We start from the raw sequence: 14,518 nt of genomic DNA, 5'->3' as shown, positions 1-14,518 counted from the left end.
ATGTTTCAATTTTCCGTTTAAAATATCAAATGCTACTTCTATGATTATGTATTGTATTATATGAACAATAGTTCTAAACACCAAAATGATGTCAAAGGCAGAAATATCAAGAGCCAACACATGAATTTATTAAGGCATGGCTCGGCTTATTTTCGTTTGTTTACAGTCAAAATAAAGTCAACAAACCAAAATGAGCCATCTATATTTCTGTTACGATATGATTTTGTCTCTGTTCAAAGAGGCAGGCCGATTGCCTGCCTTGAATACCATTATTTTGCCGCATTGAAGGCTTGTTCTAAATCCGCCAAAATATCTTGAACACTTTCAATACCACAAGAAAGACGAATTAATCCTGCGGAAATCCCTGCTTTTTCTAATTCGACTTCACTTAATTGGCGATGCGTTGAGGTCGCAGGATGTAACGCACAAGTACGAATATCCGCCACATGCACTTCACGAGATGTCATTTGTAAGGCATTTAGCCATTTTGCCGCAGCGTCTTTGCCTCCCTTGATTTCAAAAGAAATAACACCACACAAACCGTTTGGTAAGTATTTTTGTTTGAGCGCGTAATCCGTGGAACTGATTAATCCCGGATAGCTTACTTTTACCACTTGTGGGTGTTTTTCTAAAAACTCAGCGACAGCCTGTGCATTCTCATAATGACGCTGCATACGCAACGCAAGGGTTTCCATGCCAACATTCAACAAGAAACTGTTTTGCGGTGCCGGTGTTGCGCCTAAATCACGCATTAATTGCACGCGCGCTTTAACAATATAAGCGGCAGGACCAAAGGTTTCTGTATAAACCAACCCGTGATACGTTTGGTCCGGTGTACTTAATTGCGGATATTTGCCGTTATTCCAATTAAAGTTGCCACCATCTGTAATAGATCCGCCAAGTGCAATGGCATGACCGTCTAAATATTTAGAGGTGCTGTGAATGACCACGTTTGCGCCAAATTCGATTGGGCGGCAAAAATAAGGCGTGGCAAAGGTGTTGTCGATTAGTAACGGTACCTGTGCAGCTTGGGCTAAGGCAGCAAATTTTTCAATATCCAACACACGTAACGCCGGGTTTGCAATGGTTTCGGCAAAAACAGCTTTGGTGTTTGGACGAATGGCTTTTTTGAGTTCTTCGAGCGGCAAATCTTGATCCACAAAACTGACTTCAACCCCCATTTTTTTGAACGTATGTGCAAATAAATTGTAGGTGCCACCATAGACACAAGAGGAAGAAATAAAGTGATCGCCGGCTTCTAAAATATTCAACATGGCATAAAACACCGCAGATTGACCTGAGGCGGTGCACATTGTCGCCACACCGCCTTCAAGTGCGGTAATTTTTTCTTCTGCGGCATTCGTGGTTGGATTTGCCAGGCGAGTATAGAAATAGCCTGCCGCTTGCAAATCAAATAATTTACCGATTTCTTCCGCAGAGTCGTAAGTGTAAGTCGTGCTTTGTACGATGGGTTGAACACGTGGCTCTCCATTTTTAGGGCTATAGCCGGCATGGAGGCATTTTGTTGCAAATTCCATTATTTTTTCCTTGGGTTATGTTTGGTTTTGGGAAGTAAAGTGCGGTCATTTTTTATAAAATTTTACGCACTTTGGGCTTAGCAATGTGGTGCAATGGCGATATAAATTTCTACCAAACCATCAGGATGGTATTTTTCAAAATCCACCGAATAAGCCCGTTTAAGTAAACCTTGTTGTTCTTTTTTCCAGATCAGTTGCCATGTTTGATAAATTTCATCGACTTTACAACGAAAAACTTCGTAGAAACTCAAATCTTCAATTTCAATCACCGGGATATCAGTCTCTAATACTGCTTCACTTGCAATCGCAAAATCATAGTCTGCTTGGTAATTCGCTGCATAGTTAAAATAAACGCCATAACAATAGTGACCTTGTGGTAGTTTATCGAAATTGTTTTGCCAAAGGGTTGGGATGATCTTATTTGCTATGTTGTTATTTAATCGTTGTTGTACGATTGGGTAGAGTTTTAGCGCCATTTGTTCTCCTGATTTATTTTTTCTGACTTCACTTTTTTAAATAAAGTCAGAAAAAATTGTGGTTGATGAATACACCAAAAGGGCGTATTGCTACGCCCTTTTATTTTAGTGAGAGTGAAACTACTTATTATCTTTCACTTCTTCAAACTCAGCATCCACAACATCATCATTTGGTTTGCCGTTGCTTTGCGCTTGTTGTGGCTCACCTTGCGGTTGTGCTGTTTGTGCAAGTTTTTGTGCAACTTCGGCAAGGGCTTGAAGTTTGGCTTCAATCACTGCTTTGTCTTCACCTTTCGCAGCCGATTCTAAGTCGCTTAATGCGCTTTCGATAGCGGCACGATCTGCGGCAGGTACATTGTCACCGGCTTCACTTAATTGTTTGCGGGTGCTGTGTACAAGGTGATCTGCTTGGTTGCGAGCTTGTACTAATTCTTCAAATTTACGGTCAGACTCTGCGTTCGCTTCGGCATCGCGTACCATTTGTTGAATTTCTTCATCACTTAAACCGGAAGAGGCTTTAATGGTGATTTGTTGTTCTTTACCTGTGCCTTTGTCTTTCGCAGAAACATGGATGATACCGTCTGCATCGATATCGAAGGTCACTTCAATTTGTGGCATACCACGTGGTGCCGGGTTGATGCCTTCAAGGTTAAATTGACCTAAAGATTTATTGGCAGAAGCCTGTTTACGTTCACCTTGTAACACGTGAATGGTTACTGCACTTTGGTTATCTTCCGCCGTTGAGAACACTTGCGATTTTTTGGTTGGAATCGTCGTGTTTTTCTCAATTAAAGTGGTCATCACACCACCCATGGTTTCGATACCCAATGATAATGGGGTAACGTCTAACAACAATACGTCTTTCACATCACCGGCTAACACACCGCCTTGTACCGCTGCACCAATCGCAACAGCTTCATCTGGGTTCACATCTTTACGTGGTGCTTTGCCAAAGAATTCTTCCACTTTTTGTTGAACAAGTGGCATACGGGTTTGACCGCCCACGAGAATAACGTCATCAATTTGAGACGCTGTTAATCCGGCATCATTTAATGCAACTTTTACCGGCTCAAGAGATTTCGCCACTAAATCTTCCACTAAGGATTCTAATTTCGCACGAGTCAACTTGATGTTTAAGTGTTTAGGACCGGTTGCATCCGCTGTGATGTAAGGTAAGTTCACATCCGTTTGTTGTGCGGAAGAAAGCTCAATTTTCGCTTTTTCACCAGCTTCTTTTAAACGTTGCATTGCAAGCGGATCTTTACGTAAGTCAATGCCTTGTTCTTTTTGGAATTCATCGACCAAATAGTTGATCACGCGGTTATCGAAGTCTTCACCACCTAAGTGAGTATCACCGTTGGTTGCCAATACTTCAAAGGTTTTTTCGCCACCCACTTCATCAATTTCGATGATGGATAAGTCGAATGTACCACCACCTAAGTCGTAAACAGCGATTGTTTTGTTACCTTGACCTTTATCCAAGCCGTAAGCTAGTGCGGCTGCAGTAGGTTCGTTGATAATACGTTTAACTTCTAAACCAGCGATACGACCTGCATCTTTGGTTGCTTGACGTTGCGCATCGTTAAAGTATGCCGGCACGGTAATAACCGCTTCAGTAACCGGTTCGCCTAAGAAATCTTCGGCGGTTTTTTTCATTTTTTTCAACACTTCGGCAGAAATTTGCGGAGGTGCTAATTTCTCGCCTTTCACTTCAACCCATGCATCGCCATTATCGGCTTTTGTAATAGTAAATGGCATGATGTCGATATCACGTTTTACTTCAGCATCTTCAAAACGACGACCGATTAAACGTTTGATCGCGAATAATGTATTTTTCGGGTTAGTTACCGCTTGGCGTTTTGCCGGTTGACCGACTAATGTTTCGTTATCATTTGTGTAAGCAATAATTGACGGGGTGGTGCGATCGCCTTCTGCGTTTTCAATTACGCGAGGTTTATCGCCATCCATCACAGCCACACAAGAGTTTGTTGTACCTAAGTCAATACCAATAATTTTTCCCATTTGTTTTCTCCTAATGAAATTTTAAATTCGGTGTAACGATTTACGGATTATAAAATGTGGATTGAATTTTGCATTTCAAGGCATTTATTTAAAAATTTTTTCAATGCTTGCAAAGTGCGGTTCAAAAATTAGATGGATTTTCTTCACTAGCGTTACCAAAACGTATTGCGATGAAAGCACCTTGGCAGCTCAATCCTGATTCGTTTTGTAAAATGAGGATAAAAATAAGAGATTCAAGAGGAGAATAAAAATTTCGTGGTCTTTTTTCTAAAAAACTAAATTTATGCTAGATTAGCCGAATTATTTTACTTTGATTAATTTTAAGGATAGAGGATATGAAAAAATCAACGTTAGCGGCCAGCGTGATTGTGGCATTAGGTGCAGTTTGGTTGGGTGGCGCATGGTATACAGGAAAAGTCGCCGAAGAAGAGTATGTCCATCAATTTGAGTTGCTCAACCAAAACATACAGCAATCGTTTTCTGTGAAAGGATTGTCCGTTGAAGTTAGCCATGTTGCCATTGAGCGTGGTTTATTGAGCTCAAAAACCCGATATGACATTGTGGTGAAAGACCCGAATAAGCCTGAATCTGTCTTTACTTTGCCGTTTGAAGGCACCTTATATCACGGTCCGTTACCGCTGAATCAATTATCTCAGTTGAATCTTGTACCAACGATGTTTACCTCCGTTGATAATCTTGTTCAAAACGACAACACAACCTCATGGTTTAAGGCAGCCAAAGGGGAAAATCCTTTATCCATTAATACAACAATGAATTACCAACGCCAAGGTGCAGCCAAAATGCATTTTGCGCCTGTGGATATTTCAGATGAAAAAGACACATGGCACCTGGGTAAAACGAATTTAACGCTTGATTTTACGCCACAGGGCATTCGTCAAGCCGATATGACGGCTGACAAGCTGGTTTATCAAGAAGCAGAGACGAAAACGCAAGTACAGTTTAACAATATTAAAGCCATGGCTGAATATCAACCAATCAAAGAGTGGGATCTTCTCTCTACCGGACAACAATGGATCGCTGCCGGTGAGACAAATATCGAAGAAACCGATGAGCAAGGTAAAACCAATCTGCTCACGGTGAAAAACTGGAAAATCGATTTGAATACGGTCAGAAAAGAGGCGTTTCTTGATTTTGCAATGAATCTGAAACTGGAGGGGACACAGTTAAATCAAATTCATTTTGGTGATCTGAATTTGAATATGGCATTCAATCATCTTGATGGCGAGACATTAAACCAAGTGTTACATGCAAAATTCGCTCAAACTGAAGATGCACCATTAACTGATGCAGAGATTGCACTCCTTCGAAAATTCTTTGATAAACAACCACAATTCGCTTTTCATCCGATGCTAACAACGCAAGCGGGAAAACTGGCTGCGGATATTGATGTGGCGGTGGCGACATCGGATCTTGCTACATTATCCCGAGGAAAAATCTTTAACTTATTCCAGCACTTTATTTTTAAAGTGAATGCCGATAAGGCTGCCTTAGTTGAGGTGGCAAGTGCAGCGGAACAAATCTCTTCGAAAGTAGAAAAAGCACAAGCGGATCGCACTGCTGAGATGAAAGTCAATGACGGTCTAAAAAACCCTATTCAACAAGGCATTTTAGTGGATGATGGCAAACAAGTAAAATTGGATCTTGTGCTAGAAAATGGCGAACTCAAACTTAACGGAAAAGTCATTCCGGAAGAACAAGTGGCGTCTATTTTATTTTTAGCCGCAATGTCGATGGGATATTAATCGACATTTTGATTCATCAAGATCTTAGCGCCTGTGCGGCTTTCTTATTTTCTGTAACAAGCCGCACGCTATTGCGCCAGAGGATCAGGAAAACGATGACTAATGGTGAATAATGGCGGCATCTGTAGCCACTTTTTCACCATTATCAAACATCAAGGTCAATGGAAAACGTTCTCCAGCGCGCAACGCCTTGGCAGAATCAAACACCATAATATGCAAACCACCCGGTTTTAATTGCACGTTGCCATTAGCGGGAATTGCAATGCCATCGGTGGTAACCATTTTGCCATTTTGTGTACCGTGCAAGACCAAATTTGCCGATTCACTGCTTTGTACCATCGCCAGATTCACCGTTTCGTTGCCATCATTATGCAGTTCCATAAAAATCGCGGTGGGTTCACCGGCTTGTTGGGTGGCAAAAATGATTGGGTTTGTCACGGTAACTTTTGCCAATGCGCTAAGAGGCAAAAGTGCGGTCATAAAAAATACTGTTTTGTAAATGCGCTGCATGGTTTTCTCCTTTTTCATCTTTTTTGAGTTTATCGACCTTGCCGATTGCCTTTCCACTATAGCAGAAAAATGCTATATTACCGCTCACTTTTTCGTACTCTTTTTATTCAATTCTCATTAAACCTCAATGGCTAATTATTACGACATTACACTCGCCCTTGCCGGCGTCTGCCAAGTAGCGAAACTCGTGCAACAACTGGCATTAAATGGTGAAGCGGATGCAGCCGCATTAGAAACCAGTCTGAACAGTTTATTAAAAACCGCGCCAAATACCACGCTCGATGTGTTTGGTGGCGAGCTAAATAACCTGAAATTGGGGTTAACCACACTTTGCGAACAGCTTAATGGTAGCGAGCCGGAACTGGGTCGTTATTGGCTCAGTCTGTTGGCATTGGCGGCAAAACTCAACAAAACCCCGGAAGCCAAACAAGAATTGGCACGCCGCATTCAATATTTACCCACACAGCTGGAACATTACCACTTACTCGACGAACAGATGCTGTCTAATTTTGCCGGCATCTATGTGGATGTGATAAGCCCATTGGGTCGCCGAATTCAAGTCACCGGCGTTACTCAATATTTACAGCATTTAGGCACACAAAATCGCATTCGCGCCGCGTTATTAGCCGGCATCCGTTCCGCTATTTTGTGGCAACAAGTGGGCGGCACCAAATGGCAATTGCTGTTTTTCCGTGGCAAAATTGCCTCCACGGCACAACACATTCTCTCTTCTCTTTAACTTCTCTAAATAATGGAGCTTTCATCTATGCAACTTAGCGCGCTAACCGCACTTTCCCCGATTGATGGTCGTTATCAAGACAAAACCGCCCGTTTACGTCATATTTTCAGCGAATTCGGATTATTAAAATTCCGTGTTACAGTGGAAGTTCGTTGGTTACAAAAATTGGCAGCGACCGCACAAATCACCGAAGTGCCTTCTTTGTCAAAAGAAGCAAACGATTACCTCAACCAAATTGTCGCTAATTTTGCTATTGAAGATGCCGAGCGCATTAAAGAAATTGAAAGAACGACCAACCATGATGTGAAAGCGGTGGAATATTTCCTTAAAGAAAAAAGCGCAGCATTGCCTGAATTGGCGGCAATCAGTGAATTTATTCACTTTGCTTGCACCTCTGAAGACATCAACAACCTTTCCCACGCCTTAATGCTAAACACCGCGCGTGAAGAAGTGTTATTACCGGAATGGCAAAATTTAATCGAAAAAATCACCGCACTTGCCGAGCAATATAAAACCATTCCATTGCTTTCCCGCACGCACGGTCAACCGGCATCGCCAACCACCGTGGGCAAAGAAATGGCCAACGTGGTATATCGTTTAAGACGCCAATACAAACAATTACAACACATTGATATTCTAGGAAAAATCAACGGTGCTGTGGGCAACTATAACGCCCATTTATCCGCTTACCCGAATATTGATTGGCATACTTTCAGCGAAGAGTTCGTGACGTCTTTGGGCATTACATGGAACCCGTACACCACCCAAATCGAACCACATGATTACATCGCCGAATTGTTCGATTGCGTAGCGCGTTTTAACACGATTGTGATTGACTTCGACCGAGACCTGTGGGGTTACATCGCATTAAATCATTTCAAACAACGTACTATCGCCGGAGAGATCGGTTCTTCCACCATGCCACACAAAGTCAACCCAATCGACTTCGAGAACTCCGAAGGCAACCTTGGTTTGGCAAACGCCGTGATGGCACACTTAGGCAGCAAATTACCGATTTCCCGTTGGCAACGCGATTTAACGGATTCCACCGTGTTGCGTAACCTTGGCGTGGGTTTAGGCTACTGCTTAATCGCCTATGCGGCGACCCAAAAAGGCATCAGCAAATTAGAAGTGAATGAAGCCCATTTGCGTGAAGAATTGGATCAAAACTGGGAAGTGCTCGCCGAACCGATTCAAACCGTGATGCGTCGTTACGGCATTGAAAAACCGTACGAAAAACTGAAAGAACTCACCCGCGGCAAACACGTAGATGCCAAAGCGATGTTTGATTTTATTGAGAAATTAGACATTCCGGCAGAAGAAAAAGCACGCTTGCAACAACTTACACCGGCAAGTTATATCGGCGCGGCAGTACAGTTGGTGGAAAAACTGTAATCGATCAATAACGTTTCAAATACGCAAAAAATAAGCGTTCCCAAGATAAATGATGAAATTCAATTTCATGGGAACGCTTTTTACGCAAATGCTGAGAATCTTATTCTAATCCAATGATTTCCCAACGTTGATGTGAAAGTCCATCAATTTTGCCTTAATGTCTTTTAAAATTTCATCAAGCGCTTTCATACCAAAATTAAACTCATGATTTCCCAACACAAAAACGTCATATTTCATGGCGTTTAACACTTTAGGTACAGGATGGTCTTTATAGTATTTTTTCGTTTTAGCGAAAACATCAATTTGGTTGTCTTGAATGGCATCCCCAACATCGACTAACACCACATTTTTGTGTTGTTTACGAACGTCGTTCACATAAGTGGCAATTTGTGCATAAGAACCGGATTTATCAGCGACATCTGCGCCATAACTCCAAGGCACAATACGACCGTGTACATCAGAGGTTCCAAGAATTTTGATATTGACTTCTTGTGCCACCGCAGTACTCAATGCTAAAAGTGCAAATAATGAACAAATGACTTTTTTCATAGAATTTCCTTTTGGTAATAAATACGCGACGAATTATATCTATTTACATGGCACAAGCAATAAGGATTCAGCTGAATCATTGAGAAGATTAAAAGTAAGGTGACATACCTAAAAATGTTTAAAAAACAGGCAAACGATTGCCTTTCATGATTTTATTCATTAAACTAACGCCCGCAAATCTAATTTGTAATTTCATTTATATCGCAAGTTTGTGTATAGGAAATGACAAAGCCTTTCTTTTGAGCCTTTTCTCATTGTTATACCTTCCTTGTAATACTTTCATTCACTTTAATAGGATTAAAAATGAACGAAGTTTTACAACAGTTCAAACAACAATATTTAATTAAATATTGGAATCCCGTCATCGCCGTTATCGCTGCCGGTTTAATCTCGGCCTATTATTTCGGCGTTACCGGCACCTACTGGGCGGTTACCGGAGAGTTTACCCGTTGGGGTGGCCATGCATTAGAAGCCTTGGGCGTTGATGTGTCCGATTGGAGCTACTACAAAATCATCGGTATGCAAGGCACAATTCTCACCCGCGTTGATGGCGTGATGATCTTAGGCATGTTTGCCGGTTGTATCTCCGCAGCCTTGTGGGCAAACAACGTGAAATGGCGTAACCAGCCACATAAGCGTCGTATTGTACAAGCCTTAATCGGCGGTGCCATTGCCGGTTTCGGCGCACGTTTGGCGATGGGCTGTAACCTTGCCTCGTTATTTACCGGTATTCCACAATTTTCCGTGCACGCTTGGTTTTTCACCATTGCTACAGCACTTGGAACTTACGCCGGCGTAAAAGTCACCTTATTACCGATGTTCCGCGTGAAATTGGAATTGAAAAAAGGCGCCGCGAAATTACAAGAAAGCGATCCGAAAAGAGCACAACGCCGTTTTTGGATCGGCATGGTCGTATTCTTCGCTTACTTTATTGCCTCTCTTTATGTAATGACCCAATCCATCAAACTCGGTTTTGCCATGTTGTGCGGTTTAGCTTTCGGTTTACTTATCGAACGTGCGCAAATCTGCTTCACGTCGGCTTTTCGTGATCTTTGGGTAACCGGTCGCGCTTACATGGCAAAAGCCATTATTTTCGGTATTCTTGCCGGCACTATTGGTGTCTTCAGCTACATTCAATTAGGCGTTCCGGCAAAAATCATGTGGGCAGGTCCGAATGCGATTATTGGCGGTTTATTGTTTGGTTTCGGCATTGTATTAGCCGGCGGTTGTGAAACCGGTTGGATGTACCGCGCGATGGAAGGCCAAGTACATTTTATGTGGGTGGGTATCGGCAACGTGATCGGTTCTACCTATCTCGCCTACGCTTGGGATGATTTGGCACCGGCTCTAGCACTTGACTACGAAAAACTGAACTTACTGAAAGAATTTGGTCCGGTCGGCGGATTATTAGTGAACTACGGTTTATTGATTCTCTGCTTAATCGCTGTCGTCTGGTGGGAAAAACGCTTTCTTGCCAAAGCAAAAGCCAAAATCGCCGCTCTCGCACAGGCGTAAAAGTGCGGTTTGATTTGACATTATTTTTATTTCACAGAAGGAAAACATATTATGGCATTTACCGTTGTACACAAACTAGATAAAGATCCAAAAGACATCGTTCCGGATTACACCATCGACACCGTGGGCGAACCTTGTCCGTATCCGGCTATTGTTATGTTAGAAACCATGCCGGAATTAAAGGAAGGCGAAATTCTGGAATTACTCAGCGACTGCGCACAATCCATCAACAACATTCCGGTGGATACCAAAAACCACGGTTATACGTTATTAAGCATAGAACAAGATGGCACAAAATTACGTTATTTGATTCAGCGTTAATCATTAAAAAATCCTCGCTATATAACGAACAAGGCTGACAACCGAAATTCAACATATTGAAGGATTATTTACCCCCTCGTAGCGTGCAACTTGTTGCACGAATGATTTACCTCGATGCGTAATTCATGATTTCGTGCGTAGCGTGCAACTTGTTGCACGAATGATGAACCCCGATGCGTAATTCACAATATCGTGCGTACCGTGTTCTTGATGCACGCGCAAACCACGCACGGAGCGTTATTTACCCCTTTCGGACATTCACAATTTCGTGCAACACGTTGCACGTTACAATGCTAAGCATTAAAAAATCCCGAAATCCTCGGGATTTTTTTATTCTTGAAAAAATCACTCCCTCTTCGCCACAAAAACAAGTAGAATACGCCAAATTTTTATTTACATCCTTTGAGGTATCTATGGACATTTTAATCAGCATTATCGGTATTTTTGTGCTGTTGGGGATTGCCGTTTTATTCTCTAACAATCGCAAAGCGATCAATTTACGTACTGTGTTTGGCGCACTGGCCATTCAAATCGCTATCGGTGCTTTCGTGCTTTATGTGCCGGCCGGACGTCATGCATTACAAGCGGCATCCGATTTTATCGGCAAAGTTATCGGTTTTGGTAATGAAGGGATTAGCTTTGTTTTTGGTGGATTGACTGACCCAAGCCAAAGTTTCGGTTTTATCTTCGCTATTAAAGTATTACCGGTGATTATCTTCTTCTCTGCACTCATTTCCTTACTTTATTACATCGGTGTGATGCAATGGGTCATCAAACTTATCGGTGGTGGGTTACAAAAATTATTAGGTACCTCAAAAGCGGAATCCATGTCAGCTGCTGCAAACATTTTCGTGGGGCAAACGGAAGCGCCGTTAATTGTTAAGCCATTTATCGGTCGTATGACCCAATCTGAATTATTCGCTGTGATGGTGGGTGGCGTGGCTTCTATCGCCGGTTCTGTGATGGCAGGTTATGCCGGAATGGGCGTGCCGTTAACTTACTTAATCGCCGCTTCTTTTATGGCTGCACCGGGTGGTTTATTATTCGCTAAAATCATGTTTCCACAAACGGAAAAAAACGATGATATGTTAAAAGAGGATGCGGATGTGGAAAAACCGTCCAACGCGATTGAAGCCTTAGCAAACGGTGCGCGTGACGGTATGCACTTGGCACTGAATGTAGGTGCGATGTTAATTGCGTTTGTGTCTGTGATTGCCTTAATCAACTGGATTTTAAGTAGCTTGGGTGGCATTGTTGGTGAACCAAACTTAACTTTACAAGTGATTTTAGGTTGGATTTTCAAACCATTGGCATACTTAATCGGGATTTCTTGGGAAGAATCTGCCATTGCCGGCCAAATGATTGGTTTAAAATTAGCGGTGAACGAATTTGTGGGTTATTTAGAATTTGCTAAATATTTACAACCGGATTCTGCTGTTGTGCTAAGTGATAAAACCAAAGCAATTATTACCTTCGCACTTTGTGGTTTCGCTAACTTCAGCTCCATTGCAATCTTAATCGGCGGTTTAGGCGGTATGGCACCAAATCGTCGCGGTGATGTTGCGCGTTTAGGTTTAAAAGCGGTGCTTGCCGGTTCATTATCTAACTTAATGAGTGCAACGATTGCCGGATTATTTATCGGTTTGAGTGGTGCTGTGCTATAAAGTGCGGTATGATTTCACCACGTTTTTTATGATGACACCACGACCCGTTCGTGGTGTTGTCGTTTATAGGCAACGAAAACGTTTGCGCTAATTTTAGTTCACCATGTCAATAAAGAGGAAAAGACTATGACTCCACATATTAACGCGCCAGCCGGTGCATTTGCCGATGCCGTATTAATGCCGGGCGATCCGCTACGTGCCAAGTATATCGCAGAAACTTTCTTAGAAAACGTGCAAGAAGTGACCAACGTTCGCAATATGTTGGGCTTTACCGGCACCTATAAAGGTCGCCGCATTTCTGTGATGGCTCATGGTATGGGGATCCCTTCCTGTTCCATTTACGCGAAAGAACTTATTACGGAATACGGTGTGAAAAAACTGATTCGTGTCGGCTCTTGTGGTGCCGTCCGTATGGATGTCAAAGTGCGTGATGTGGTTATCGGTCTTGGTGCGTGTACTGATTCCAAAGTCAATCGTATTCGTTTTAAAGACAACGATTTTGCAGCGATTGCCGATTTCGGTTTAACGCAAGCGGCGGTACAGGCAGCGAAGGAATTGGATGTTAAGGTTCGTGTCGGTAATTTATTTTCTGCGGATTTATTCTATACCCCGGATGTCGACATGTTTGACGTGATGGAAAAATACGGCATTCTAGGCGTAGAAATGGAAGCCGCCGGTATTTATGGCGTGGCAGCAGAATACGGTGCGCGCGCATTGACTATCTGTACTGTATCCGACCATATTCGTACTCATGAACAAACCAGTGCGGAAGAGCGTCAGTTGACGTTTAATGAAATGATCAAAGTGGCGTTAGAAACCGTGTTAATTGACGATAAGGCTAACTAGTCAACTCCTTGAATGCTGCCTAATTTGCGTCATTCGGCAGCATTCTTTTGTGTGCTATCGCGGTATAAAATGAGATCGACAGTTTGACTTCAAGGGAATGATTTAAGGCTTAGAAGGAAGCAAGTTGCTATACGATGCTAAGTTAAAATGCAAAGAAGCAAGGTAAGCAACGTCAATAAATACGAAAATAATCCGGCTTGGCTATTGTTCAACACGGGTAAAACGAGTATAGTTCTGCACGTTTTTAACAGATAAATTTCATCTCTTAACGCATATCAATGAGGTTTTTATGGGTGGCATTAGCATTTGGCAATTGGCTATTTTGGTTTTAATCATTGTATTGTTATTCGGTACGAAGAAATTGCGTACGTTAGGTACGGATTTGGGCGAGTCTGTAAAAGGCTTTAAAAAAGCCATGAATGAAGAAGCCAAACCGGCTGATGCAAGTTTCGATAAAGTGGAACAAAAGCAAAAGGCACAACCGGAACAAGAAAAAAGCAAAGAAAAAGAACAGGCATAATCCGTGTTTGATATTGGTTTTTCTGAGGTTGTCTTAGTTTGTATTGTGGGCTTAGTGGTACTAGGCCCACAACGTTTACCGGTAGCCATTCGCACGGTCATGTCTTGGGTGCGAACTGTTCGTGGCTTGGCGGCGAATGTACAAAATGAACTAAAACAAGAATTAAAATTGCAAGAGTTGCAAGACAGCATTAAGAAAGCGGAAAGCTTGAATCTTAAGGCGTTGTCTCCCGAATTGGGCAAAACCGTTGAGGAATTAAAAGCCTCTGCGGATAAGTTGCGTGCCGATTTGGAACAAAAAGCAGCACAAAGTAATACTACGTTGCAAGATCAAATCAAGGAAATGAAAAGTGCGGTAGAAAATTCGGATGAAAATGACAATATTCACCCCGGTTCAAATGATCGCAACCCAATGGCTAACTATGACATTCTTGATGTTGAAGATTTTTCCGAACAAAATACAGAAGCCTTAGCCGTTGCAGAAATGTCGCGAAATACGACCGCACTTTCTCCGGCAGAACAGGCGGAGCAAGAAGAAATTGAGCTAGATGACAAACTGGCTTATTACATCAATCAATATGATCCGGATAATCCTTTGCCGGCCAATTCAGAAAATGCCCATTCGGAGAAAACCGAACAATCCTCAAATAAAAGCTAGGGC

The 14,518-nt window shown here is 42.4% G+C and carries 13 protein-coding genes and 1 pseudogene; 9 read left to right on the top strand and 5 right to left on the bottom strand.

Annotated features, from left to right (window positions below; genetic code table 11):
- Window positions 1-269 precede the first annotated feature (269 nt).
- The 3 genes from HMPREF9065_RS06315 to dnaK all read right to left on the bottom strand — a co-directional run bounded on the left by HMPREF9065_RS06315 (window position 270) and on the right by dnaK (window position 4,036).
- A complete protein-coding gene (locus HMPREF9065_RS06315; RefSeq protein ID WP_021615765.1) occupies window positions 270-1,538 on the bottom strand; it encodes an O-acetylhomoserine aminocarboxypropyltransferase/cysteine synthase family protein in 1,269 nt (422 codons plus the stop codon).
- Between the two features lie 77 nt (window positions 1,539-1,615).
- Entirely contained in the window at window positions 1,616-2,014 is a 399-nt protein-coding gene (locus HMPREF9065_RS06320; protein WP_021615764.1) for a GyrI-like domain-containing protein, read from the bottom strand.
- A gap of 120 nt (window positions 2,015-2,134) precedes the next feature.
- Window positions 2,135-4,036: a molecular chaperone DnaK gene (gene dnaK / locus HMPREF9065_RS06325; protein ID WP_021615763.1), complete on the bottom strand. Its 1,902-nt coding sequence runs from the start codon at window positions 4,034-4,036 to the stop codon at window positions 2,135-2,137.
- Window positions 4,037-4,371: 335 nt separating this feature from the next.
- Here dnaK and HMPREF9065_RS06330 point away from each other — a divergent pair, with 335 nt between their 5' ends.
- Window positions 4,372-5,799: a YdgA family protein gene (locus HMPREF9065_RS06330; protein ID WP_021615761.1), complete on the top strand. Its 1,428-nt coding sequence runs from the start codon at window positions 4,372-4,374 to the stop codon at window positions 5,797-5,799.
- Between the two features lie 99 nt (window positions 5,800-5,898).
- Here HMPREF9065_RS06330 and HMPREF9065_RS06335 read toward each other — a convergent pair whose 3' ends face one another.
- Complete coding sequence (locus HMPREF9065_RS06335; protein WP_033002457.1) at window positions 5,899-6,309, bottom strand: copper chaperone PCu(A)C; 411 nt, start codon at window positions 6,307-6,309, stop codon at window positions 5,899-5,901.
- A 127-nt stretch (window positions 6,310-6,436) separates the two neighbouring features.
- Between HMPREF9065_RS06335 and hflD the strand changes: the two genes are divergently transcribed.
- Both hflD and purB read left to right on the top strand, forming a co-directional pair.
- Window positions 6,437-7,048 carry a high frequency lysogenization protein HflD gene (hflD, locus tag HMPREF9065_RS06340; RefSeq protein WP_021615758.1) on the top strand — a complete coding sequence of 204 codons (612 nt, stop codon included), beginning with the start codon at window positions 6,437-6,439 and terminating at the stop codon, window positions 7,046-7,048.
- Window positions 7,049-7,075: 27 nt separating this feature from the next.
- Window positions 7,076-8,443 carry an adenylosuccinate lyase gene (gene purB / locus HMPREF9065_RS06345; RefSeq protein ID WP_033002456.1) on the top strand — a complete coding sequence of 456 codons (1,368 nt, stop codon included), beginning with the start codon at window positions 7,076-7,078 and terminating at the stop codon, window positions 8,441-8,443.
- A 141-nt stretch (window positions 8,444-8,584) separates the two neighbouring features.
- Here purB and HMPREF9065_RS06350 read toward each other — a convergent pair.
- Window positions 8,585-8,992, bottom strand: a pseudogene (locus HMPREF9065_RS06350) (metallophosphoesterase); the annotation flags it as partial.
- Window positions 8,993-9,295: 303 nt separating this feature from the next.
- Between HMPREF9065_RS06350 and yedE the strand changes: the two are divergent.
- The 6 genes from yedE (at window position 9,296) to tatB (ending at window position 14,515) form a co-directional block, all read left to right on the top strand.
- Window positions 9,296-10,507 (top strand): selenium metabolism membrane protein YedE/FdhT, encoded by a 1,212-nt coding sequence (yedE, locus tag HMPREF9065_RS06355; protein ID WP_021615755.1) that lies wholly within the window; start codon window positions 9,296-9,298, stop codon window positions 10,505-10,507.
- A gap of 51 nt (window positions 10,508-10,558) precedes the next feature.
- Window positions 10,559-10,828: a sulfurtransferase-like selenium metabolism protein YedF gene (gene yedF / locus HMPREF9065_RS06360; RefSeq protein ID WP_021615754.1), complete on the top strand. Its 270-nt coding sequence runs from the start codon at window positions 10,559-10,561 to the stop codon at window positions 10,826-10,828.
- A gap of 413 nt (window positions 10,829-11,241) precedes the next feature.
- Window positions 11,242-12,492: a NupC/NupG family nucleoside CNT transporter gene (locus tag HMPREF9065_RS06365; protein ID WP_033002455.1), complete on the top strand. Its 1,251-nt coding sequence runs from the start codon at window positions 11,242-11,244 to the stop codon at window positions 12,490-12,492.
- 126 nt (window positions 12,493-12,618) lie between these two features.
- Window positions 12,619-13,338 carry a purine-nucleoside phosphorylase gene (deoD, locus tag HMPREF9065_RS06370; RefSeq protein WP_021615752.1) on the top strand — a complete coding sequence of 240 codons (720 nt, stop codon included), beginning with the start codon at window positions 12,619-12,621 and terminating at the stop codon, window positions 13,336-13,338.
- Between the two features lie 289 nt (window positions 13,339-13,627).
- Window positions 13,628-13,858, top strand: coding sequence for a Sec-independent protein translocase subunit TatA (gene tatA, locus HMPREF9065_RS06375; protein ID WP_021615751.1), 231 nt, complete (start codon window positions 13,628-13,630; stop codon window positions 13,856-13,858).
- Window positions 13,859-13,861: 3 nt separating this feature from the next.
- Window positions 13,862-14,515 carry a Sec-independent protein translocase protein TatB gene (gene tatB, locus HMPREF9065_RS06380; protein ID WP_021615750.1) on the top strand — a complete coding sequence of 218 codons (654 nt, stop codon included), beginning with the start codon at window positions 13,862-13,864 and terminating at the stop codon, window positions 14,513-14,515.
- The last annotated feature ends 3 nt before the right edge of the window (window positions 14,516-14,518 follow it).

The sequence above is a fragment of the Aggregatibacter sp. oral taxon 458 str. W10330 genome (assembly GCF_000466335.1).
In the GTDB taxonomy this organism is placed as follows: Bacteria; Pseudomonadota; Gammaproteobacteria; order Enterobacterales; family Pasteurellaceae; genus Aggregatibacter.
The sequence above is the reverse complement of the archived record's forward strand: the minus strand, read 5'-3'. Positions and strand labels throughout refer to the sequence as shown.

What these genes read in the sequence shown, in the direction of transcription:
- HMPREF9065_RS06315 (WP_021615765.1), bottom strand. Translation starts at nt 1,538, where the DNA reads ATGGAATTTGCAACAAAATGCCTCCATGCCGGCTATAGCCCTAAAAAT.
- hflD (WP_021615758.1), top strand. Translation starts at nt 6,437, where the DNA reads ATGGCTAATTATTACGACATTACACTCGCCCTTGCCGGCGTCTGCCAA.
- yedF (WP_021615754.1), top strand. Translation starts at nt 10,559, where the DNA reads ATGGCATTTACCGTTGTACACAAACTAGATAAAGATCCAAAAGACATC.
- HMPREF9065_RS06335 (WP_033002457.1), bottom strand. Translation starts at nt 6,309, where the DNA reads ATGCAGCGCATTTACAAAACAGTATTTTTTATGACCGCACTTTTGCCT.
- HMPREF9065_RS06365 (WP_033002455.1), top strand. Translation starts at nt 11,242, where the DNA reads ATGGACATTTTAATCAGCATTATCGGTATTTTTGTGCTGTTGGGGATT.
- yedE (WP_021615755.1), top strand. Translation starts at nt 9,296, where the DNA reads ATGAACGAAGTTTTACAACAGTTCAAACAACAATATTTAATTAAATAT.
- deoD (WP_021615752.1), top strand. Translation starts at nt 12,619, where the DNA reads ATGACTCCACATATTAACGCGCCAGCCGGTGCATTTGCCGATGCCGTA.
- purB (WP_033002456.1), top strand. Translation starts at nt 7,076, where the DNA reads ATGCAACTTAGCGCGCTAACCGCACTTTCCCCGATTGATGGTCGTTAT.
- HMPREF9065_RS06330 (WP_021615761.1), top strand. Translation starts at nt 4,372, where the DNA reads ATGAAAAAATCAACGTTAGCGGCCAGCGTGATTGTGGCATTAGGTGCA.
- tatA (WP_021615751.1), top strand. Translation starts at nt 13,628, where the DNA reads ATGGGTGGCATTAGCATTTGGCAATTGGCTATTTTGGTTTTAATCATT.
- dnaK (WP_021615763.1), bottom strand. Translation starts at nt 4,036, where the DNA reads ATGGGAAAAATTATTGGTATTGACTTAGGTACAACAAACTCTTGTGTG.
- HMPREF9065_RS06320 (WP_021615764.1), bottom strand. Translation starts at nt 2,014, where the DNA reads ATGGCGCTAAAACTCTACCCAATCGTACAACAACGATTAAATAACAAC.